This window comes from Nocardioides sp. NBC_00163, assembly GCF_045206295.1.
Lineage (GTDB): Bacteria > Actinomycetota > Actinomycetes > Propionibacteriales > Nocardioidaceae > Nocardioides.
Genome location: NZ_CP108155.1, coordinates 3288635 through 3309586, shown reverse-complemented (window position 1 = coordinate 3309586; position 20952 = coordinate 3288635). Strand labels below are relative to the sequence as shown.

General features: G+C 68.6%; 19 protein-coding genes. 3 read left to right on the top strand and 16 right to left on the bottom strand.

All coding sequences use genetic code 11. The features are described from left to right. The first annotated feature begins 88 nt into the window (after positions 1–88). Positions 89–1252 carry an ROK family protein gene (locus OG801_RS15920; protein WP_355021797.1) on the top strand — a complete coding sequence of 388 codons (1164 nt, stop codon included), beginning with the start codon at positions 89–91 and terminating at the stop codon, positions 1250–1252. 3 nt (positions 1253–1255) lie between these two features. On the opposite strand, the gene OG801_RS15915 is transcribed toward OG801_RS15920, so the two are convergent. Then, a complete protein-coding gene (locus tag OG801_RS15915; RefSeq protein ID WP_406029670.1) occupies positions 1256–1927 on the bottom strand; it encodes an SIMPL domain-containing protein in 672 nt (223 codons plus the stop codon). A 37-nt stretch (positions 1928–1964) separates the two neighbouring features. Here OG801_RS15915 and OG801_RS15910 point away from each other — a divergent pair, with 37 nt between their 5' ends. After that, positions 1965–3197, top strand: a complete 1233-nt coding sequence (locus tag OG801_RS15910) for a low temperature requirement protein A (RefSeq protein WP_406029668.1) — start codon at positions 1965–1967, stop codon at positions 3195–3197. A 115-nt stretch (positions 3198–3312) separates the two neighbouring features. Here the strand turns inward: OG801_RS15910 and OG801_RS15905 are convergent, their stop codons facing one another. The 8 genes from OG801_RS15905 to OG801_RS15870 form a co-directional block, all read right to left on the bottom strand. Further along, on the bottom strand, positions 3313–4248 hold the full coding sequence (locus tag OG801_RS15905) for a hypothetical protein (RefSeq protein WP_406029666.1): 936 nt from the start codon (positions 4246–4248) through the stop codon (positions 3313–3315). Positions 4249–4458: 210 nt separating this feature from the next. Then, complete coding sequence (locus OG801_RS15900; RefSeq protein WP_355021801.1) at positions 4459–5295, bottom strand: PadR family transcriptional regulator; 837 nt, start codon at positions 5293–5295, stop codon at positions 4459–4461. A 169-nt stretch (positions 5296–5464) separates the two neighbouring features. Next, positions 5465–6730 carry a mechanosensitive ion channel gene (locus tag OG801_RS15895; RefSeq protein WP_406029664.1) on the bottom strand — a complete coding sequence of 422 codons (1266 nt, stop codon included), beginning with the start codon at positions 6728–6730 and terminating at the stop codon, positions 5465–5467. 224 nt (positions 6731–6954) lie between these two features. Beyond that, positions 6955–7767 (bottom strand): hypothetical protein, encoded by an 813-nt coding sequence (locus tag OG801_RS15890; RefSeq protein ID WP_406029662.1) that lies wholly within the window; start codon positions 7765–7767, stop codon positions 6955–6957. A gap of 114 nt (positions 7768–7881) precedes the next feature. Then, positions 7882–9813, bottom strand: coding sequence for a M3 family metallopeptidase (locus OG801_RS15885; protein WP_355021803.1), 1932 nt, complete (start codon positions 9811–9813; stop codon positions 7882–7884). A 71-nt stretch (positions 9814–9884) separates the two neighbouring features. Then, entirely contained in the window at positions 9885–10250 is a 366-nt protein-coding gene (locus tag OG801_RS15880) for a YciI family protein (protein ID WP_355021804.1), read from the bottom strand. Between the two features lie 99 nt (positions 10251–10349). Continuing rightward, on the bottom strand, positions 10350–11588 hold the full coding sequence (locus OG801_RS15875; protein WP_355021805.1) for an RNA polymerase sigma factor: 1239 nt from the start codon (positions 11586–11588) through the stop codon (positions 10350–10352). A 7-nt stretch (positions 11589–11595) separates the two neighbouring features. Further along, positions 11596–11970 (bottom strand): YciI family protein, encoded by a 375-nt coding sequence (locus tag OG801_RS15870; protein WP_406029661.1) that lies wholly within the window; start codon positions 11968–11970, stop codon positions 11596–11598. A gap of 150 nt (positions 11971–12120) precedes the next feature. On the opposite strand from OG801_RS15870, the gene OG801_RS15865 reads away from it, so the two are divergent. Next, on the top strand, positions 12121–13443 hold the full coding sequence (locus OG801_RS15865; RefSeq protein WP_406029660.1) for an MFS transporter: 1323 nt from the start codon (positions 12121–12123) through the stop codon (positions 13441–13443). On the opposite strand, the gene OG801_RS15860 is transcribed toward OG801_RS15865, so the two are convergent. The 7 genes from OG801_RS15860 to OG801_RS15830 form a co-directional block, all read right to left on the bottom strand. Then, positions 13357–14253: an alpha/beta hydrolase gene (locus tag OG801_RS15860; RefSeq protein ID WP_355021808.1), complete on the bottom strand. Its 897-nt coding sequence runs from the start codon at positions 14251–14253 to the stop codon at positions 13357–13359. The genes OG801_RS15865 and OG801_RS15860 overlap by 87 nt on opposite strands. Before the next feature lie 184 nt (positions 14254–14437). Beyond that, positions 14438–15505, bottom strand: coding sequence for a glycosyltransferase family 2 protein (locus OG801_RS15855; protein WP_406029659.1), 1068 nt, complete (start codon positions 15503–15505; stop codon positions 14438–14440). A gap of 56 nt (positions 15506–15561) precedes the next feature. Then, on the bottom strand, positions 15562–16920 hold the full coding sequence (locus OG801_RS15850; RefSeq protein ID WP_406029658.1) for a metallophosphoesterase: 1359 nt from the start codon (positions 16918–16920) through the stop codon (positions 15562–15564). Between the two features lie 107 nt (positions 16921–17027). After that, entirely contained in the window at positions 17028–17933 is a 906-nt protein-coding gene (locus OG801_RS15845; protein WP_406029657.1) for a pseudouridine-5'-phosphate glycosidase, read from the bottom strand. Further along, entirely contained in the window at positions 17930–18868 is a 939-nt protein-coding gene (locus tag OG801_RS15840) for a carbohydrate kinase family protein (protein WP_406029656.1), read from the bottom strand. The genes OG801_RS15845 and OG801_RS15840 overlap by 4 nt, the downstream gene beginning before the upstream one ends. 95 nt (positions 18869–18963) lie before the next feature. Continuing rightward, entirely contained in the window at positions 18964–20232 is a 1269-nt protein-coding gene (locus OG801_RS15835) for an alpha-hydroxy-acid oxidizing protein (RefSeq protein ID WP_406029655.1), read from the bottom strand. After that, complete coding sequence (locus tag OG801_RS15830) at positions 20229–20903, bottom strand: TetR/AcrR family transcriptional regulator (RefSeq protein WP_406029654.1); 675 nt, start codon at positions 20901–20903, stop codon at positions 20229–20231. Before OG801_RS15830 ends, OG801_RS15835 begins: the two co-directional genes overlap by 4 nt. Positions 20904–20952 lie beyond the last annotated feature (49 nt).

Below are 20952 nucleotides of genomic sequence, written 5' to 3'. Positions count from 1 at the left end.
GTGCTTTCGCACACCTTGGCATGATCTTTGGATCGATACAAGTAAATCTTTGGTACATGAAAGACATAAGGGGCGTACGCTTCACCCCATGCCCGAGATGACAACCGCCGCCGACGTCCTCGCTCTGGTGCGCTCCGGACGCGCCCTGACCCGCAGCGATCTGCAGAAGACGACCGGTCTCTCGCGTACGGCTGTGGTCTCCCGGGTCTCGGCCCTCGTCGACGCCGGACTGATCCTCACCGGGGAGGAGCTCGCCTCCACCGGTGGCCGGCCGCCGGGCTCGCTGAGCTTCAACGCCGACGCCGGGGTGGTGCTGGCGGTGGCGATCGGACGCTCACGCAGCCAGCTCGCTGTCTTCGACCTCGACGGCCGCGAGCTCGCCGGCGACACCCGTGACCACGAGGTCGGGATCGCCGCCGACGACCTCATGCCCGACGTGACCGACCGGCTCGAGCGGCTCCTGGAAGGCATCGAGCCGCCCGTGCTCGGCGTCGGGATGAGCCTGCCCGGCGTCGTCGACCCCGTCCGCCTGGTCTCGGTCGACTCACCGGTGATGCGGGGCTGGGACGGCGTCGCGCTCGACCCCTACTTCGACCGGCTCACCGACGGGCCGCTGGTGCTCGTCAACGACACCGACGCGCTGGCCACCGCGGAGCTCTTCGGTAGCGGGCTGCACCCGCGCGACGCGCTCGTCGTGAAGGCGTCGACCGGTCTCGGCCTCGCGGTCATCGCCGACGGCCGGGTGCTGCGCGGCCACGCCGGTGCGGTCGGCGAGATCGGCCACACTCGGGTCGAGTCCGCCGGCGAGCGCCCCTGCCGCTGCGGTGCCACCGGATGTCTGGAGACCGTCGCGGCCGGCTGGGCGCTGACCCAGGGCCTCGTGGACTCCGGCGTCTCCGCCGGACACATCCGCGATCTGGTCGCCGCCGCGCTCGCCGGCGACGCCATCGCCCGCGGCCTGCTGCGCGAGGCCGGTCGCCAGCTCGGCGAGGTGCTCGCGATCGCGATCAACCTACTCAACCCGGAGGTGGTCGTCATCGGTGGCGACATGGCGGGTGCCTTCGACCTCTACACCGCGGGCGTACGCGAGACCGTCTACTCCCGCTCGACCGCCCTGGCCACCCGCGACCTGACCTTCGTCCCCTCCACCCACGCCGACTCCACCGGCATGGTCGGCTGTGCCGCGGTGGTCATCAACCACCTGCTCTCGCCCGAGCGCCTCGATGCCCACCTCGACGCCGTCGCCAAATGACCCCTACTTCGCGCCGACGGTGAAGGCGGCCTCGACCTCGGCGTAGACCGAGATGTCGTCGGGATCGAAGGCCAGGTCCGGTGCGCCCGAGGCCGACTTCCGGGCTCCGGCGGGGGCCATCTCCATGTCCATCGCCGCCGCGTACGTCACCTCGCGGCTGACGCCGACGTCGTTGATGCTCCGGACCGCGACCGGGCCGAGGTCGAGCGCATCGGCGTAGTCCTGCGCGCGCACCTTGGCCTGGCGCACCGCCTCCTGACGTACGTCACGCTCGACCTTCAGCAGACTCTCCTTGGTCAGCTGCCACGAGACGTGGTCGACCCGGAGACCCTCGTTGCCCGCGGCGCGGCCGACCCATGTCGCCAGCGCCTTGAAGTCGACGAACTCCGCCCAGAGACCGACCGTGGCACGGTGCACCAGCGGCAGCTGCTTGCCGTCCTTGTGCCAGGGCCGCTCGGCCGACGTGCGCGCCCGCTGGATGACGAGCCTCTTGATCGCGCCCTCCTGCTCGAGCCGCTCGAGCTCCGTACGCACCCCGTGCAGCCCACGCCGCAGCTGCTCCATCACCGGCTCCGGCGCGGGACCGTCGAACCGGACCTCGGCGGACACCACCCCTCGTTCCGGCGCCACCTCGACACTGTGCGACCCGCGCACCTTGATCAGGATCTCGCTCATGTCAAAAAACGTACGCCCGACGTCCTATCCTCACCACGTGAACGCAACCAGCCGCCTGCGCCAGATGACCGGACGCGACCCCCACGAGGCGCATCGGGCCGCGACTCCCTTGGAGCTGCTCTTCGACCTCACCTTCGTCGTGGCCTTCGGCATGAGCGGCAACGAGCTGGCCCATCAGCTCGCGGCGGGCCACGTCGTGGCGGGGATCCTGGCGTTCTGCTTCGCCTCGTTCGCGATCTGCTGGGCGTGGATCAACTACTCCTGGATGGCCTCGGCCTACGACACCGACGACTGGGCGTTCCGGCTGCTCACCATGCTGCAGATGGTCGGCGTGATCATCATGGCCCTCGGCCTGCCGGAGATGTTCGAGAGCGTCCACGAGGGCGACCAGCTCCACAACGAGATCATGATCGCCGGGTACGTCGTGATGCGGGTCGCGCTCTGCGGCCAGTGGCTGCGCGCCTGGCGCCAGGACCCGGGCCGGCGCGCGGCACACCGGGTCTACCTCATTTCCGTCCTCGGCTCGCAGGTGCTCTGGTGCGTCATCGCCATCCTGCCCCTCGACGTGGCGACGGCGTTCGCCGCGATGATGGTGCCCCTGGTGATCGAGCTGGTCGGGCCGTTCATCGCCGAACGCCACTTCGGCGGCACTCCCTGGCACGCCGACCACATCGCCGAACGCTATGGCCTGCTGACGATCATCACCCTCGGCGAGGGTGTGATCGGCACCGTCGCGGTGATGTCCGCGATCGTCCACGAGCCCGAGCTGGGCTGGAGCCTCGACGCGATCCTGCTGCTCGCCGCCGGTATCGGCCTGACCTTCGGCCAGTGGTGGACCTACTTCACGATCCCCTGGGCCGCCATGCTCGAGCGGCGCCGCGACCGCTCGTTCCTGTGGGGCTACGGCCACATCCTGCTCTTCGCCGCGATCGCGGCCACCGGAGCCGGCCTGCACGTGGCCGCCTACCTGCTCGAGCACGAGTCCAAGCTCGGCGAGGTCGGCACGGTCATCTCCGTCGCCCTCCCCGTCGGGGTGTACGCCCTGGTCCTCTATCTCCTCTACAACATGTTCATGCACGTCATCGACCCGTTCCACATCCTTCTGGTCGCCCTCACCGTGGCCGTGCTCGTCGCGAGTGTCGCGATGGCGATCGCGGGTGTGCCGGTGGCCTGGTGCCTCGTCGTCGTCGCCCTCGCGCCAGTCGTCACCATCGTCGGCTACGAGGCCGTCGGCCACCGCCACCTGGCCAGTCACCTCGACGCCCTCTGACCGGCGCACGACCTCCCCACTAATCCGCACACTTCCCCACTCGTACGGAGGTTCCCCATGCTCCGGAGGGTGGGGAACCTCCGCGGGAGTGGGGAAGTGTGCGCGCGAGTGGGCATCAGCTCGCGGCGCGGGACATCGCGCGTATGCGCGCGATCGTCCTCGCGGGATTCTCGAGGTCTTCCCAGGTCAACCGGAGGATGCGATAGCCGGTGAGCTCACGGATCTCGTCCTCACGCTTCTTCTCGGCGAAGAGGGCGTCGGTGCCGGTCTGACCGAACTTGCCGGAGTATTTCACCTTGCGGTCGAACTCGACGATCAGCCGCCACTCGTGCCAGACCCAGTCGACCGCGCCGACGAGGCTGCCGTCCGGACGGCGCACCTCCCACTGCTGCTCCGCCCGCGGAAGGCCGGCCTGATCGAAGAGCCACAACCCGCGTGACTCAGCCACTGATCCCGACTGCGACCCGGCCAGGGCGACCAAAGGTTGCAGCCGGCCCATCCGGTGCCGAGCGTGCAGTGCGGCGTACGCGGTCTCCAGATCGGTGCGATCGAACTGCTTCGAACGCAGCCCCGACTCCAAGAGACAGAAGGCTGCCTCCGGGTCGAGATGAACCGCCGCCTGGAGCACACAGAGCTGCGGCTCGAGCACGCGGATGCCCGCGACGTTGCGGAGCTCGAGGTCGCCCTTGCCTCGTTCGTGGTGCGCCACGTCGCCGATGATCCGGCCCGAACGGCCATCGAGTCGGGTCACGTGGATCCGCGTAAAGTCCAGCCGCCAGTCGTCGATGGCGTACGCGACCACCCCACTCGCATGGCTGACCGCAACACCGGCGCCGAGCGTATGGACAGCCGCTCGCGTACGGAGCCAGTGTCGGGTGGCGTGCTCGAGCGGCTCCCATTCGTCGGCGAAGACGTAGGCGCCCTTTCGCAGGCGGTGCCATTCGCCGAGGCGCACCGCCGTGCGGATGTCGTTGATGGTGCAGCCGGCGGCAAGGGCTTCGGCGTGCGTGAAGAACCCGGCCTTCTTGGTGACTTGGCGTAGCGACCTCATGGCGACAGCATCCGCAGGCAGGCGGCTCCGACAGAAGCGCGAATCAAAGACCTGTGGACAACCCGGCCCCGAGCACGGCCTGTGGATGGCAACTGGCCCGTCGAACTTCCCCACGGAAACGGAAACTCCCCCACAAACGAGCAGGTTCCCCACGCTCCGGAGCGTGGGGAACCTGCTTGTGATTGGGGAAGTCTCCCCAGGAGGGGGACATCAGGGCTTCGGGTCGGGGCCGGGCTCGCCGTCCTCGGACTCCTCGACCTCGTCGACCTGCTCGGCGGTCACGGTGTGTTCGTCGTCGCCGGCCGCGAGGATGCCGTAGAGCTTGCGCCGGGTGTCGGCGAGAACGTCGGCGGCGGCCTGGCGCTGGGCGTCGGTGCCGGAGGTGGCGAGCTGCCACACGGCCGGGAGGACCTGGGCGAGCTCGCCGCCGAGGACTCCGAAGCCGGCCAGGTCGCCCAGACCGCTGGGACCACCACGGCCGCCGCGACCCTGGCCGCGGGCGTTGTCGACGGCCTTGTCGAACGGCGTCCAAACGGCTGCCAGCTCGTCGGCGTGCTCGGTGGCGTAGGTCTTGCCGGCCTCGGTCAGCCGGATCGCCCGGCGGCCGTGCTCGTCGTCGGACTCCACGAGACCCTCGTCCTCGAGCTGCTGGATGGTCGGGTAGACCGAGCCGGGGCTCGGCCGCCACTCACCCGAGCTGCGCTCGGAGATCTGCTGGATCACCTGGTAGCCGTTGATCACCTGGCCCTGCTCGGCCGCTTCGGCCATCACGTAGATGATGGCGGAGCGTACGTCACCACGGCGGACCCGGGGACCGGGCCGCTGCGGGGGCTGGTTCTCGAAGCCGAGCAGTGCCGCGATCCACGGCGGCGGACCAGCCGGTCCACGACCGCGACCGTGGTGGCCACCCTGCCAACCGGGGCCGCCAGGTCCGCCCCAACCGGGACCACCCTGCCAGCCATGGGAGCGGCGTGGGCCGCCCTTGCCGAACTCTCGACCCATCTGGTCGATCCACTCACCCCAAGGGTTGCTGTTGTTGTACGTCATCAGGTTTCTCTCTAACTTTCGGAAGACTAGATCGCGTTCCTTCGCGATATATCGTGATCTTACGCCGAGGATCAGAGCGATTCAAGTCAAAAGCAAGGGAGCCCCCGACCCGCACTTTTCAGCGCAGTCGGGGGCTCCCTGAGTCAGACCCTGAGGGTCGTGAGTGCGATCAGACGCCGGGCGCCTGCGGCGGCGTCGGGTTCTGAGCGGTCGGCGCAGCAGCCGAACGCGCGCCGCTCTCGGCCTGGAGCCGCTCCAGCTGACGGGCGGCAGCGTCGCGACCGCCGAGACCGAAGGCGAGCGCCGCAGCAGCGGCACCACCGACGACCACGGCACCGAAGCCGAGGTTGATGATCGAGTCGGCAAGCCCCATGAAGCTCAGCCCGATCGCGACGAAGAGCACGATCGTGGCGTACTTCAGGATCTGCGACGCCGATCCGGGCACGATCTTCGCGAGCACCGAGGCGATCACGACACCGGCGGCGATGATCGCGCCACCGAAGACGACCCGGCCACCCAGCTCGAGCACCTCGGCGATGAACGCGGTGATCTGCGGGAACTCCAGCATCTGCGCCGCCATCACGGCGAAGAAGAGCACGATGCCGATCTGGATCACCTTGGTGATCGCCGGGGTCGCGCTCTGCCCCTGCGGCAGCACGTCCATGGAGTGGAGGGCCCGGTCGAAGCCGAGCCCGTCGATGAGCTGACCGAGGACGTCGGCGGCGAAGCGGGCGATGACCACGCCGATGCCGAGCAGGATCGCGGCAGCGATGAGCTTCGGGATCGCAGCCAGGATCATGGCGAGCATGAGTTCGGCAGGCCGCGAGATCGAGCTGATCCCGAGAATCTGCAGAGAGGCGATGGCCACCACGATCATGATGATCGCGTAGAGAACGAGACCGATGACCTTGACGATCTGCGCGGCAGCACCCGAGGGCGCAGCCGGTGCATCGTACGGATCGGCGGGGGTGTCCACACCCACCGTCGCGTCGACCTGGCCGGAGAGCTTGCTGCCGCTGCCGAGCCACTTGTCGAACGGAACCGCACCGAGCGCGGTCTCGACGAGCTGGCGGACGACCTTGGCGACGAGCGCGCCGACGATGAAGACGAAGACCGCGCCGATGAGGTTGGGCAGGAAGCCCAGCACACCGTCGAGCAGACCCTGGATCGGCGTCAGCACCGAGCTGAGCCCGAACAGGTCCAGCAGCGCGATCAGACCGAAGAGCCACACCAGCAGGGCGGCCACGGAACCGAGGCTCTTGCCGATGGTGTCCCCGTCATTTCCAGCCTTCTGGAGCACCGGGATCTTCGAGGTCAGCTTCGCGAACGCCCAAGCGACGATCTTGGCGATGATCCACGTGACCACGAGGATGACGATCGCGGCGAGCACCTTGCCCCCGAGACCCACCCAGTCGATGTCCTTCACGGCATCCATTTGTCTCTCCCCTCAATAGGGTTCTGAGAAGGTGCCTGAGATCGACGAGCAGCCCGAGTGATGCGCGCAACAGGCACCTCTGCTTCCAGAGACGTTCGTCCAGATGGAGCCACGACGCAAGTTTGGCGCTCCATAGGACGCAAATAACCGATTCCTTTACAAGACGAGGATTTCGTGTTCGTACGCACCAAACGCGTGTTATAAGTGCCCATCAGCGCCCCGCGTCAGTAGAGCATGTAGTTCCGGGTCATCTGCACCGGAGCTCGGGTCAGCGGAACCAGACGCACTCGTCCGCACGCATCGGTGGAGCGCCGTACCGTGGCCCACTTCCATCCGCTGGTGCGCGACCAGGCGCTCACGGTGCCGACCTTCGAGCTGCCCAGGAAGACGTTCATCTTGCCCTGACCGGGACCCTTGAACACGCGGAGGCGAACACCCTTGGCGCAGTACGCCCCGTTGCTGCGCTGCGTGCCGAACCGCGTCGACACGTAGGCGACGTCGGGACTGTCGGCGGACCCGTCGAGGTGCAGGCCGGTGATCAGGTTGGGCTGGCAGCACCATGACCAGGTCTCGGCGGCCCGCATCGGCGCGTGCGCGCAACGCCAGCCCGTCCATGCCGAGGTCAACCCCGCCGCGTCCTTGGCCCGAACGCGGAAACAGTCGACGGCACCGGGGTCCAGGCGACCTCGGACCGAGGTCCGGGACGGGTAGAGCCACGTGCTGGAGCCGTCCGCCCGCCACACGTAGCCGGCCGCGCTCATCTTGGCTCGGCGCGTCGGGGAGGTGCTCCACGGTGCGCTCTTCCGCTGCACCTGGAACCCGGTGACGCCCTGGTCGTCACTCGCTGCGTACGAGAACGCGGGGGTCCACTGGATGAGCCCTTCGGTCTTCACCGGCATCCACGTGGAGATCGTGGCCTTGGTCATCCGGGGCGCGGTGTTGGCAGATGCCGGAGCGGCGGTGAGCAGAGTGGCACCGAGAATTCCGAGGATGGCGAGGGCGAGAAGACGGGTCGAGCGACCCGGACGGAGATACATCTGAAGGACCTGCCTGAGGGAAGGCACGAGGAGTGCCGGGCGACGCTGACGAACATTCAGCGGACGTACCCTAGCGGGTATCACGACTGCTGCCGCCCGGGGTCGGTGATCGCGTCAGGAGACCAACCAGGCCGCGTACGCATCGAAGGAGTAGGGACGGCCGAGGAAGTCGGCGACCAGGTCGGCGGCATCCTTCTCGCCACCGCGGGCGAGCACCAGATCGCGGTAGCGGCCCGCCACCTCGGGGTCGAACAGGTTGTCCCGGTCGAAGGCGCTGAACAGGTCTTTCGCGATGACCAGCGACCACATGTAGGTGTAGTAGGCCGAGGAGTAGCCGCCCAGGTGGCCGAAGTTGGCGAAGAAGTGGGTGCCCTCGAGGTAGGGATAGGGAGAGTACGCCGCCTGGAGCTCCTCGAGCCGCTTGGTCAGGTCGTCGGGCTGCTCCTTGTGGAACCAGTAGGAGATCGCGGCGTAGAACATCTGCTGCCGTGCGTGGTAGCCCTTGCCGAAGTCGTCCGCGGCCCGCATCCGCGCGACCAGATCGGCGGGGATCGGCTCGCCGGCCGCGTTGGTGGCGAAGGTCTGGAGTACGTCGGCGTCCCAGGCCCACTCCTCGAGCATCTGGCTCGGCGCCTCGACGAAGTCCCACTCCGTCGCGACCCCGGAGAACCGCGCCCACTCACCCTGTCCGCCGAGTACGTGGTGGATCAGGTGGCCGAACTCGTGGAAGAGGGTCACCACGTGGTCGTGCTCCATCAGGCCCCGGGAGAAGTTGCAGACCAGCACGCCCTCGGGGAGCTGGCGGCCGTTCACGCCGGGGGCGAGGTCGAACTGCGCAGCGTGCTTGTACTTGCCCTCGCGAGGGTGGAGGTCGAGATAGATCCGGCCGAGGGGCTCGTCGCCGTCCTGCTGATAGACGTCGAAGACGCTCACGTCCTCGTGCCAGGTGACCACGTCGGAGACCGGCTCGTAGCGCAGTCCGAAGAGCCGGCCGGTGACGTCCAGCAGCCCCTGGTGCACCTTCGCGAAGTCGAAGAACGTACGCACCACCTGGCTGTCGACGTCGTACTTCTCCTGCCGCACCAGCTCCTCGTAGTAGAGCGCGTCGGCGGCGGAGACCGCGCTGGCGCCGGGGACGTCGCGGTCGTAGCGGTCGAGGAGAACCTCGAGGTCGCGCTTCATCCGCCCCTCTGCGGCGCCGGCGATCTTGTCGATGAACTCCGGGATCGCCGGCCCCTCGCCGATCATCTTCACCGCGGCGTCGAAGGCGGGCCAGTCCTCGAAGCCGACCAGGTTGGCCAGCTCGTGACGCAGCGCGAACATCTCCTTCAGGACCGCTTCGTTGTGCGGCCAGCCGCGCTCGAGCCCGGCGACGGTGACGGCGCGACGGATCCCAGGATCCTTCACGAACATCCGGGCGGGAAGCGCGTCGGGGTAGTCGGTGGTGATCTCGACGAGCCCCTTGTCGTTGACCGGGTGCGCCTCCAGCCAGTCGGCCGGCATCCCGTCCAGCTGTTCGGGCGTGGCCAGGGTGATGCGTACGTCGTCCCGGGTCACCCGGGAGAACTCGAGGTTGAGCTCGGTGAGGCGTTCGTTGATCTCGGTGAGCCGGGCCCGGGTGGCCTCGTCGCGGTCGACGCCAGCGCGGGTGAAGTCCTGCAGCGTCTTCTCCAGGAGCCGCTTGGCCAGCGGGTCGAGCGCATCCGTCTGGTCTGACGGGAGGTCCGCGAACACCCGGTAGAGCGCCTGGTCCTGGGTGAGCTCGGTGCGCAGCCGGTCGACCTCGACCTCGGTGTCCTCGCACGCGGTGCGGACCGTTTCGACGGGGTGCACGTTGGCGAGCAGGCCGGCCAGGCCACCGAGCGAGCCGAGCTCCAGGGACAGCTCGTCCCAGGCCTTCAGCACATCGATCGCCTCGCTCGGCGGCGCGGTCCGCAGCTTCTCGGCCAGCTCCCGCACGTGGGTCAGCGTCGTGGACGTACGCTCCTTGACCCAGGTCTCCGCGGCTTCGGTCTCGGGCAGGGCAAGCGGCTCTGGCGTCGTCATGCGGCAAGCCTGCCACGACCTGAAACGCTCCGCCGCCGAGATTCAGCGAAGCGTTGGATCAGGTCTGCGACTCACGCCTCGAGGCGCGGCGGTCCCGGGAAGCGGTGGATCTCCTGCGGCCAGTCGAGCGCGACCGCCATCCGGCCCGCCCAGTAGCGCGCGGTCTCGTCGTCGGGAACGTCGACGACGAAGAATCCCCCGAGGTGCTCCTTGGTCTCGACGTAGGGACCGTCGGTGAACACGGGCTCCCCGTCGTCGCCGAGCTCGACGCTGCAAAGAGCAGTCGAGGCGTCGATCCCGCCGTTGCCGTAGACGAAGACCCCCGCGTCCTTCATCTCCTTCGTCACAGCCATCGAGGTGTCTCGCTTGTGAACCAGCTGCTCCATGGTGTGCTCGTCCACCCACTCGTCGTTGAACGCGATGATGTATTCCGGCATTTCGCTCTTCTCTCCTGTGTCGTCTGCGGCCCGGCGGCCGCCGTTCATCTCTTCTACGAACGCCTCCGCCCCGATCCGACAGCCCCGGACAAAATTCCCTCAAATACGTCCGAGCTGGTCCCGGCGCCTGGTCAGCAGCGCGACCTCGGCGGCGTTCTCGGCGAGCTCGATGGCCCTGTCGTACGCCGCGCGGGACTCGCCGCTGCGGCCGAGGCGGCGCAGCAGATCGGCTCGGGTGGCATGAAACGCGTGGTAGTCGTCCAGGCCGAGCCGATCGATCTCGGCGAGCGCGACCTCGGGGCCGTCCAGCTCGGCGACGGCGATCGCGCGGTTGAGGCGAACGATGGGAGAGCCGTCGACCCGGATCATCTGGTCGTAGAGCGCGACGATCTGGGACCAGTCGGTGTCGCGGGCGTCGCGCACCGAGGTGTGGACGGCGTTGATGGCGGCCAGGATCTGGTAGCGCCCGGGCCGCGGGCCGCCGTTCGCGACGACACCGAGCCGCTCGCGCACCAGCGCATGACCCTCGGCGATCAGCGCGAGATCCCACGAGCCGCGGTCCTGCTCGTCGAGCCGGACCAGCTCGCCGGTCGCCGAGATCCGTGCCGTACGCCGCGCCTCGATCAGCAGCATCAGGGCCAGCAGGCCGGCGACCTCGCCGTCGCCGGGGAGCAGCGCACGGACCAGGCGGGTCAGCCGGATGGCCTCGAGGGTCAGGTCGCCGCGTACGGGATTCTCGTGGTCGCCGGAGGAGAGGTAGCCCTCGTTGAAGACCAGGAAGAGGACGGCCAGGACGCCCGAGACGCGCTCGGGGAGGTCGGCCGCCTCGGGGACCCGGTAAGGGATGTGGGCGGCCTTGATCTTGGTCTTCGCGCGGGTGATCCGCTGGCCCATCGTGGTCTCCTGGACCAGGAAGGCGTTCGCGATCTCGGGCACGGTCAGGCCGCCGACCATACGCAGCGTCAGCGCGATCCGCGCCTCGGGCGCGAGCGCGGGGTGGCAGCAGGTGAACAGCAGTCGGAGCCGGTCGTCCTCGATCGCGCCGAGAGGCTCGTGCGGGGTGTCATCGTGCATCGCGACGGCCTCCTTCTGCTTGTCGTCACGCTTGGACTCGCGGCGGATCCGGTCGATCGCGCGGCGGTTGGCGGTGGTGGTGAGCCACGCGCCCGGGTTGGGGGGTACGCCATCGAGCGGCCAGCGCTCGACTGCGACCGTGAACGCCTCGGCCGCGGCCTCCTCGGCGATGTCGAGGTCGCCGAAGCGCTTGGCGAGGCTGGCGACCACCCGTGCCCACTCCTCTTGGTGGGCGCGGGTGATCGCCTCGTCAATATCCGTCAACGGCGAGTCACGCCTCGGGGCCGGTCTGCATCGGGCGCACCTCGACCTTGCCGAGGCAGGCCGCGGAGGCCTCGCCGGCAAGCTTGAGGGCGACATCGAGGTCGGGAACGTCGATGATCCAGAAGCCCGCCATGTACTCCTTGGCCTCTGCGTAGGGGCCGTCGGAGATGACCGGCTTCTCGCCCTGGCCGTCGACGACGGTCGCCGTCTTGGCGGCATCGAGGCCGTCGGCGAAGACGAAGTAGCCCTCTTCCTGGAGCTTGTCGTTGAACTTCCCGGTCGCCTCGAACGACTTCATCATCTCTTCCTCCGAGGCGTAGCCGTAGTTCTCCTTCTCGTAGTCCGAGTCGGGACCCCAGACGGACATCAGGTACTTGGCCATGGTGCTCACTCCTTTGTGTCGGACGGTCTCGGTGACCGCCTCTCACCCTTGCTACGAACGTCTACACCCCGATCCGACACCTCACATCAGAATTTCTCCAGGTAAATTCATTCCTTTAGCATCGGTAACCATGTCGACGACCGCACAGCGATGAGCATCACCGCCAAGCTCAAGGGTGCCGTCGCGGACACCCGCCCCCTCCAGGAGCCGCACTTCCGGCGACTGTGGATCGCCGGCATCATCACGATGATCGGCGCGCAGCTGACCGTCGTCGCGGTGCCGGCCCAGATCTACGCGGACACCGGCTCCTCGGCGTACGTCGGGCTGACGGGTGTCTTCGGACTGGTCCCGCTGGTCGTCTTCGGCCTCTACGGCGGCGCGCTCGCGGACCACTTCGACCGGCGTACGATCCTGATGGTCTCGACCATCGGGCTGATCGGCACGAGTGCGCTCTTCTGGCTCCAGTCCGCGCTCGGCAACACCAACGTCTGGCTGCTGCTGTGCCTCTTCTCGGTCCAGCAGGCCTTCTTCGCGGTGAACTCGCCAACCCGGAACTCGCTCCTGCCCAAGATCCTGCCCACGCACCTGCTCCCGGCCGCCAACTCGCTGCAGATGACGGTCTTCCAGGCGGGCGCCATCGCGGGACCGCTGGTCGCGGGCGTGATGCTGCCGTTCACCGGGTTCACCTGGCTGTACGCCATGGACACCGTCACCCTCTTCGCGACCCTCTACGCGGTCGTGCTGCTGCCGAGGCTCCCCGTCGAGGGCGCCGGCGCGAAGGTCCCCGGGCTGCGCTCGGTGTGGGACGGCTTCGCCTACCTGCGCCATCAGCCGGTGCTGATGATGAGCTTCGTGGTCGACCTGATCGCGATGGTCTTCGCGATGCCGCGGGCGCTGTTCCCGCAGATCGCGCACGAGTCCTTCGGCGGCCCCGCTGAGGGCGGGATCGCGTTCGCGCTGCTCTTCGCGGCCATCCCGGCCGGCGCGGTGATCGGTGGGATCTTCTCCGGCTGGGTCTCGCGGATCGAGGCCCAGGGGCGCGTGGTCATCTGGTGCATCGGCGTGTGGGCCCTCGGGATCACCCTCTTCGGGCTCACGGTCGCGTTCGCCGAGCACTTCACCGCCCTGATGCTGGGTCTCGCCGTGTTCTTCATGATGGTCGCCGGCGCCGCCGACGTGGCCTCCGCGGCCATCCGGATGTCGATCCTGCAGTCGGCGGCAGACGACAACGTACGCGGCCGGCTCCAGGGCGTCTTCACGGTCGTCGTCGCGGGTGGCCCGCGGGTGGCCGACGTCCTGCACGGAGGCGCGGCGGCCGTGGTCGGCACCGCGATCGCGACCACCGGAGGTGGCCTGCTCAACCTCCTCGGGATCGCGCTGTGTGCGCTACTCGTCCCGAGCTTCCTCGCGTACCGGGTCAACCGGGCCACTCCCGCCGAGCGCGCTCTGCTCGACAACGAAGGCACGAAGTAGCCCGGCGAGCAGCTCGGGCTGGTCGATCGGCACCAGCGTGGAGGAGTCCTTGACGATCTCCAGGCGCGCGTCGGGATAGTGCGCGGCCAGGCGCGGACCGTGCTCGGCGGGCATCATCGTGTCCTGGTCGGCCCAGACCACCAGCACCGGCTTGGTGAACTTCTGCTGCCCCTCGGCGAGCTCGAGCAGCTCGTCGCGGCCAGGAGCACCGCCGGCGAACTTGATGAAGTCACGGCGGATCGCCCGGTCGGTCAGCGCCGGCGCGAACCAGCCGTGAACGAGGTCGTCGTAGAGGTGGTAGCTCTTGTCGACCGACATCCCGCCGTAGCCGGAGCTCATCTGCCGGAAGCTCTCCATGCGGAACAGCTGCAGCGCGGCGGTGAACAACGGCGGCATCTTCGAGAGCACCGCCAGCGGCTTGGCCGCCTTGGGCGGGTAGTTGTCGAAGGCCTCGCACGCCACCAGCGCCAGCCGCGCGATGCGGTCGGTGCGGTCGGCGTTGATGAGGAACTGGCCACCGCCCCAGTCGTTGAGGACCAGGGTGACGTCGTGGAGGTCGAGCGCGTCGAGGAAGTCGCCGAGGATGTTCGCCACACCCTGCTGGCTGAGGTCCGCGTCGGGCCGCATCGGCTGCCGGTGACCACCCAGCGGCAGCGTCGGCCGGATCACCCGGAAGCCACCGAGGTAGGGCAGCGCACGGCGCCACACACGGCCGTCCATCGGCACTCCATGAAGGAGTACGAGGACAGGGCCGTCACCGCCGGTATCCTCGAAATCGATCGGACCGGCCGACAGCTCGACGCTGGGCATTCAGTGGGCTCCTCGAAGCAATGGCGTGGGGTGCCCACACCTTGCCCCTCGGGGAACAGGCGTGCAACGGGAATCGCCCAATTCCCTACGCATCTGGGTATATCGCAGGTCTTAGGTCCCTGAGCCACTAGGGCCGTGTTATACACCCCAGGGCTTCTGGTGGAGACCGACGGGACCCCGGTGCTCAGAGCCCGACCGGCAGGTCCTCCGCGGCGGCGAACGCCTCGATCCCCTTGGCCGGTCCACGATCGTCGATCGTGTCGATGAGAGTGGCGAGGTCGTCGCGGCGGTCCTGCGAGACCAGCCAGGCCATCAGGCGCTGGCCACGCGGGACGGTGGTCTCCTCGAAGGGGACACCGGCGTCGTACCAGAACTCGAGGACGGCGCCGCGCAGCAGCGACCAGTAGCGGTCGGGGTCCTCGGTGGTGGGGTTGACGGCCGCGCGGAAGTGCTCCCACATGTCGATCGGGAGGATCTCGGTGCGCAGCGTACGCATCAGCTTCGCCGACCCCGAGCCGGCCACGAGCTCGACGGTCTGGCGCTTGGTCGTGATCCGCTCGAGCAGGTTGGCGATCTGAGCGCGCTTCTGGGTCGCGGAGGAGAAGTCGGAGCGGACCCGCCAGTCGTAGACGACGTCGGTGAGGATGTCGAAGCTCCTGGCGGCCAGGAACGCCTGGGTCAGGGCCACCTGGTCCTGATAGCGGGTGCGCTCGGGGAAGGTGATCTCGTTGTCGGTCCAGAAGGAGCGCCGGAAGATCTTGTTCCACACGAACACGTCCGCGAGCATCAGCGGGGCGTCCTCGATCCGGCACCTGAGGCGTGTCCGGGTGTGGTTGCGGCGCATCAGCGGGGTGACGTACCTCCGCTCCTCGCCGTTCACGAGGGTGACGCGCTCGGCCGAGCCGGCGGCGAAGTCGGAGCCCGTACGCCGCAGCGTCTTCACCATCGAGCTCCAGGCGTCCCGGGGCAGGATGTCATCGGGGTCGACGAAGGTGAGCAGGTCACCGGTGCTGGCCTCGATCCCGGTGTGGCGGGCGATCGAGACACCGGAGTTGGGCTGGGAGATCAGCGTGACCCGAGGATCCTTCGCGGCGATGCCCTTGACGATCTCGGCCGACCCGTCGGTGGAGCCGTCGTCGACGACGACCACCTCGATGGCACAGACCTCACGCAACGGCTGATGGAGGATGCTGTCGAGGCTGTCGGCGACGTAGTCGGCCACGTTGTAGACCGGCACGACGACGCTGAGCAACCTCGGCTTCCTCCTTCTGATTCCCCCCACGCGCATCAACTCTAATTGGGTGCGCATCAACGCGTCCTCGCGATGGTGAGCGTGTCGACCTCGGAGCCGTCGGTGGCGATGACTTCGAGGTCCAGCCTCGCCTGCCCGTGGGCGTCGCGCGGGTGCGCATCGAAGAACGCGACCGAGTGGGTCGCATCGCCGACCGCGCGGTAGGTGGTGGGCTCGGGAATCTTCAGGCCGTTCTTGTCCGTGTAGTAGGAGAGCACCGGCAGCACATCGGGATAGGTGGAGCCGCCACCGCCACCGGCGGTGATGTAGATCGTCCCCTCGTTGGTGCTGACCGTGGAGCCGCGCGGCGCCTCCTGGACCGGCTTGCCGTCGCGCATCAGGTGGGTGCGCTCGTAGCAGTGGTTGTGGCCGTTGATCACGACGTCGACCTGGTAGCGGTCGAAGAGAGCCTCCCAGCGGTCGCGGATGCCGCCGTCCGAGGCGTGCGCGATGTTGGTGCAGTAGGCGCACTGGTGGAAGCCGACCAGGATGAAGTCGATGTCCTTGCGGGCCCGAAAGGCGGCCAGCCGCTCCTCGAGCCAACTGTCCAGCGTCTCGCCGAGGTAACCCGCGTTCCGCGTGTACTCGTACGTCGCGTCGTTGCCGTCGAGGGCGATGAAGGCGACGTTGCCGCGCACGAAGGAGTAGGTCTCCTGTCCGCCGCCGGCACCGTTGCCGGGGTGACGGAAGCGAGCGCGGTGGCCGTCGTAGCCGAGCTCGCCGTTGCCGTTCTCCATCTCGTGGTTGCCGACGACGGTCATCCACGGGATCGCGTCGGCGCTGGGCTGGATCTGGCTCAGGAACTCGTCCCAGACACCGAAGTCCTGCTGCAGCTCCTTGCTCTTGCCCTGGCCGCCGGTGTCGGCGTACGCGATGTCGCCGACGACGAAGGCGAACTCGGCGCGCTGCTGACGGATCAGGTTCACGTTGCGCGCTGCATCCTCGGCGACGCCCATGTCGCCGAAGGCGGCGAAGCGGAAGGACCCGGTGGCCTTCGGGGCGGTGGTGAACGAGCCCCTGGTCGCGGTGCCCCCGTCGTGGCTGAGCCGGTAGTAGTAGCGGGTGCCCGGTCGCAGGTCGCTGAGGTCGACGTGGTGGTAGACGCTGTCGACTCGGATCGAGGAGAGCGACTCGGGTCTCAGGGTCAGGCCGTAGTCGGGTGTCACGCCCAGATCGAGCCGCGGCGCCTGCACCGACCCGGCGGTCGACCAGGAGACGTTCATCTGCTTGACCGGGTCGGCACCGTAGGACAGATGTACGCCGGTGGCCGGTGCGGCCGACCTGGCCGCCTGCGTCCACAGCATCGGGCCGGCGACGACACCGGCACCACCGATCAGCCCGGCCTTGAGAAAGGTGCGCCTGGAAGGGGCCGTCATCGTCGGGCCAATGTGGGGGCTATCGGTCACGGGAGGATCAACGCATAGGTAGACGAGACGTTAGGCCACGTGCGGTGTCGCCGGGGTGAACGAGTGGTGATCGTTCGTCATGCGACGGCATGAGATACGGCCATTTGCGCACCGAAGGCTGCGTTGTCGCGCACCAGCGCGATGTTGGTCGCCAGCGAGTCGCCGCCGGTCAGCTCGACGATCCTGGCGAGCAGGAACGGGGTGATGTCCTTGCCGTGGATGTCGCGGGCCTCGGCGTCGGCGAGAGCCTGGTCGATGTGTTTCCCGATCACCTCGGCGGGGATCTCGTCGGCGGCCGGGACCGGGTTGGCGACGACCAGGCCGCTGGGGAGTCCGAGGTCCCAGGTCGCCTTCATGACCGCGGCGGCCTCGTCGGGGCCGTCGATGCGTAGCGGCGCCGCGAACCCGGAGCTGCGGGAGTAGAAGGCCGGGAACTCGTCGCTCCCGTTGACCAGGACCGGCACCCCGTAGGTCTCCAGGGTCTCGAGGGTCAGGCCGACGTCGAGGATCGACTTCACACCGGCGCTCACCACCGCGACCTGGGTGCGGGCGAGCTCGGTCAGGTCGGCGGAGATGTCGAAGGACGTCTCCGCGCCCCGGTGTACGCCACCGAGCCCACCAGTCACGAACGTCCTGATCCCCACCATCGCCGCCAGGCGCATGGTGGCCGCGACCGTGGTCGCGCCGTGGAGGCCGCGGGCGACGACGTACGGAAGGTCGCGGACGCTGACCTTGGTCACGTCGGGGTCGGAGGCGAGGAGCTCGAGGTCCTCGGGCGACAGTCCGGCACGAGGAATGCCGTCGAGCAGCGCGATCGTGGCCGGGACGGCGCCGTTGTCGCGCACGATCTGCTCGACCTCGGTGGCCATCTTGACGTTGTCGGGATAGGGCATGCCGTGGCTGATGATCGTCGACTCCAGCGCGACGACCGGGCGACCCTCGGCGAGCGCGACCCCGACCTCTTCGGTGAGCCGTACCTTCACGCCAGCTCCCGTACGAGGCTCTCGCTGAGGTCCATCCGGACGGTGTCGTGGGTGCCGCAGGTCAGCGCTGCCGCGGCATGCCCGAACCGGGCCGCCGCGACCAGGTCGACATCTCGGAGGAGCTCGTGGGTGAACGCGGCGAGCATCGCGTCGCCGGCGCCGGTGACGTCGAGGACATCGGTCCGCACGGCGGGAAGCTCCTGGTAGACGTCGTTGTAGCTGATCACCGAGCCACGGGCGCCGAGGCGCACCCAGACGACGCCGACACCGCGGTCGTGCAGTGAGTGGATGGCCTTCTCGATCTCCGCGTCGGTGCCGGCGGGCAGGTCGGTCAGCGCGGCCAGCTCGGCCTGGTTGGGCGTGACCAGATAGAGCTCGCGATCGGCCCGGATCAGGTCACGCGCCCGCCTCGCCTTCGGCACCGAGACCGGGTCGAACCCGACCGGCACGTTGAACTCGCGGGCCAGGTCGATCGCCACGTCGGCCGTACGGACCGGGATGTTGCCCTCGACGAGCACACCGCGAGCGTTCTTGATCAGGTCGCGGGCCGCCTCCACCACCAGCGGGGAGAACTCGTCGGTCGCGGCCATGTCGGCCACCGCGACCACCAGCTCACCGGAGGAGTCGAGCACGGCGTTGTAGGTGCCGGTGCGTACGTCTGCCCGGCGGCGGACGTAGGTGCAGTCGACGCCGACGTCCTCGGTGTAGCTGATCACCTCGTCGCCGATCGGGTCGTCGCCGACGACCGAGACCAGCGCAACCGAGTCACCCAGCCGGGCGAGGTTCTCCGCGACGTTGCGGCCCACCCCGCCGGGCGAGAGGCCGGCCGATCCGGACATGCTCGAACCCATCACCACCTGCTCGTGCGCCCGAGCGTGGAGATCCATGTTGGAGCCGCCGATCACGACTATGTCTGGCGGAGATTGCGGGTTCATCACTTGAATCGTAAGTGGGGTGCACAGATCGCGCCCCCTCATAAAGTATGAACTTGGCGCAGCCGGGGCGTGTCCCTGCTCTCATCCGGCTGTTCTCAGCCGAGGAGCTCGCGGCCGATCTCTTCGACAGAGCGGCAGCCGACGAGGCCGAGGGAGAGGTCTAGCTCGGCGATCATGTGCTCCAGGACTGCCTGGACGCCGGCGGCTCCAGCGAGGGCGAGGCCGTAGACGTAGGGGCGGCCGAGGAGGACCGCGTCGGCACCCAGGGCGAGCGCCTTGAGGATGTCGGCGCCGGAGCGGATGCCGGAGTCGAAGAGGACCGGGATGCGGCCGTCGACCTCGTCGACGATGCTCGGCAGGGCGTCGATGGAGGCGATGGCGCCGTCGACCTGGCGGCCGCCGTGGTTGGAGACGATGATCCCGTCGACGCCGTGCTCGAGCGCGCGGCGGGCGTCCTCGGGCGCCTGGAGTCCCTTCAGCACGATCGGCAGGTCGGTCATCTCCCGCAGCCGGTCGAGGTCGTCCCAGATCAGGTCGGAGCGGGAGAAGACGTCGAGGAAGGTCTCGACGGCGGCGCGGGCATGGCCGGAGCGAAGGTTGTCGACGAGCTTGCCGGGGTGGTGCTGGGCCATCGAGGCGACCGCGGTGAGCGCCGAGGGGATCTCCCGGAGTCCGGGTCGTACGCTCGTCCCGCTGCCGCCGGAGAGACGCTGCTCGACGAGGGCGCGGAAGGCCGGATCGGAGGTGTATTGCGCGATCCCCAGCCCCCGCGCGAAGGGCAGATAGCCCAGATCGAGATCACGCGTACGCCACCCGAGCATGTGCGTGTCGAGCGTGACGACCAGCGCGTCGGAGCCGATGGCCTCGGCGCGGCGTACGAAGGACTCGACGATCGTCTCGTCCTTCGACCAGTAGAGCTGGTAGAGCCGTGGGGTGTCGCCCAAGTCCTTTGCGACCTCCTCCATCGGGACGGAGGCCTGGGTGGAGATCACCATCGGGATGCCCGTCGCGCGGGCCGCCGCGGCGACCTCGTGCTCGGCGCGGGGGTGGGCGAGCTCGAGCACGCCGACCGGGCCGAGCATCAGCGGCGCCGGCATGTCCACACCGAACAGCGTCGTGCGCAGGTCGCGGCTCTCGACGTTGGTGAGCATGCGCGGCACCAGCCGGAAGTGGTCGAAGGCGGCGGTGTTGGCGGCGACGGTGCGCTGCTGGCCGGCTCCGCCGTCGACGTACGCCCAGGCCTCCTTGCTCATCGCCCGCTGGGCAGCCTCGGCGAGCGCCGAGGGCTCGGTCGGCACCACGGGACCGTGGCCGAACAGGCCCTTGCGAAAGATGGCCGACTGGAGGTCTCTGCCGATGCTCACGCGCGTAGGCTACTGCGTTCCGCCGGTCCTCGGCCCGCAGATACGATGGGGAGTTCTGCGGGCAGCGCGGCGCCGGAGATCGCGATGATCAGCCGATGACACCGCTCGGTCATCTGAGCGGGCGTGACCCCCGGATGGTCGAGCCACCAGGTGATCAGCGCATCGACAGCACTCATCCAGACCGCGGTCAGCGCGGAGGCGTCGAGGGGGTCGTCGTCACCTACGAGCCTCATCAGCTCGCCGACGCCCTCGACGGCTAGACGGGTGATCCGGTCGGTGTAGACGGCGCGGGCGGCGGCCACCTCGCCGTCGTCGGGCGCTGACGGGTCGAAGAGCAGCCGCCACAGCCACGGCTGCGGCTCGAGCGTACGGAAGAGACCGTCGAGCGTGTGCAGGCCCCGCTCGACGCCGACCGAGTCGTCGGCGGCGACCCGCTCCATCTCGGCGGCGAGCGTCTCGGCGCCGTAGTTGAAGCTGGCCAGGAAGAGGCCCTCCTTGGAGCCGAAGTACTGGTAGACCAGCGGTTTCGAGATGCCGGCATCCGCGGCGATCCCGGCGACCGACGCCTTGGCGAACCCCATGGTGCCGAAGACCTCGCAGGCGGCCCGCAGGATCTGCAGCTCGCGGTCGGCGCGTGGGACGCCCTTGGTTCCAGCGTTGGCCCGTGACATGTCCAAGAGTCTAGCGGCGGCATATGACCTTGAGGTAACTTACTCGAAG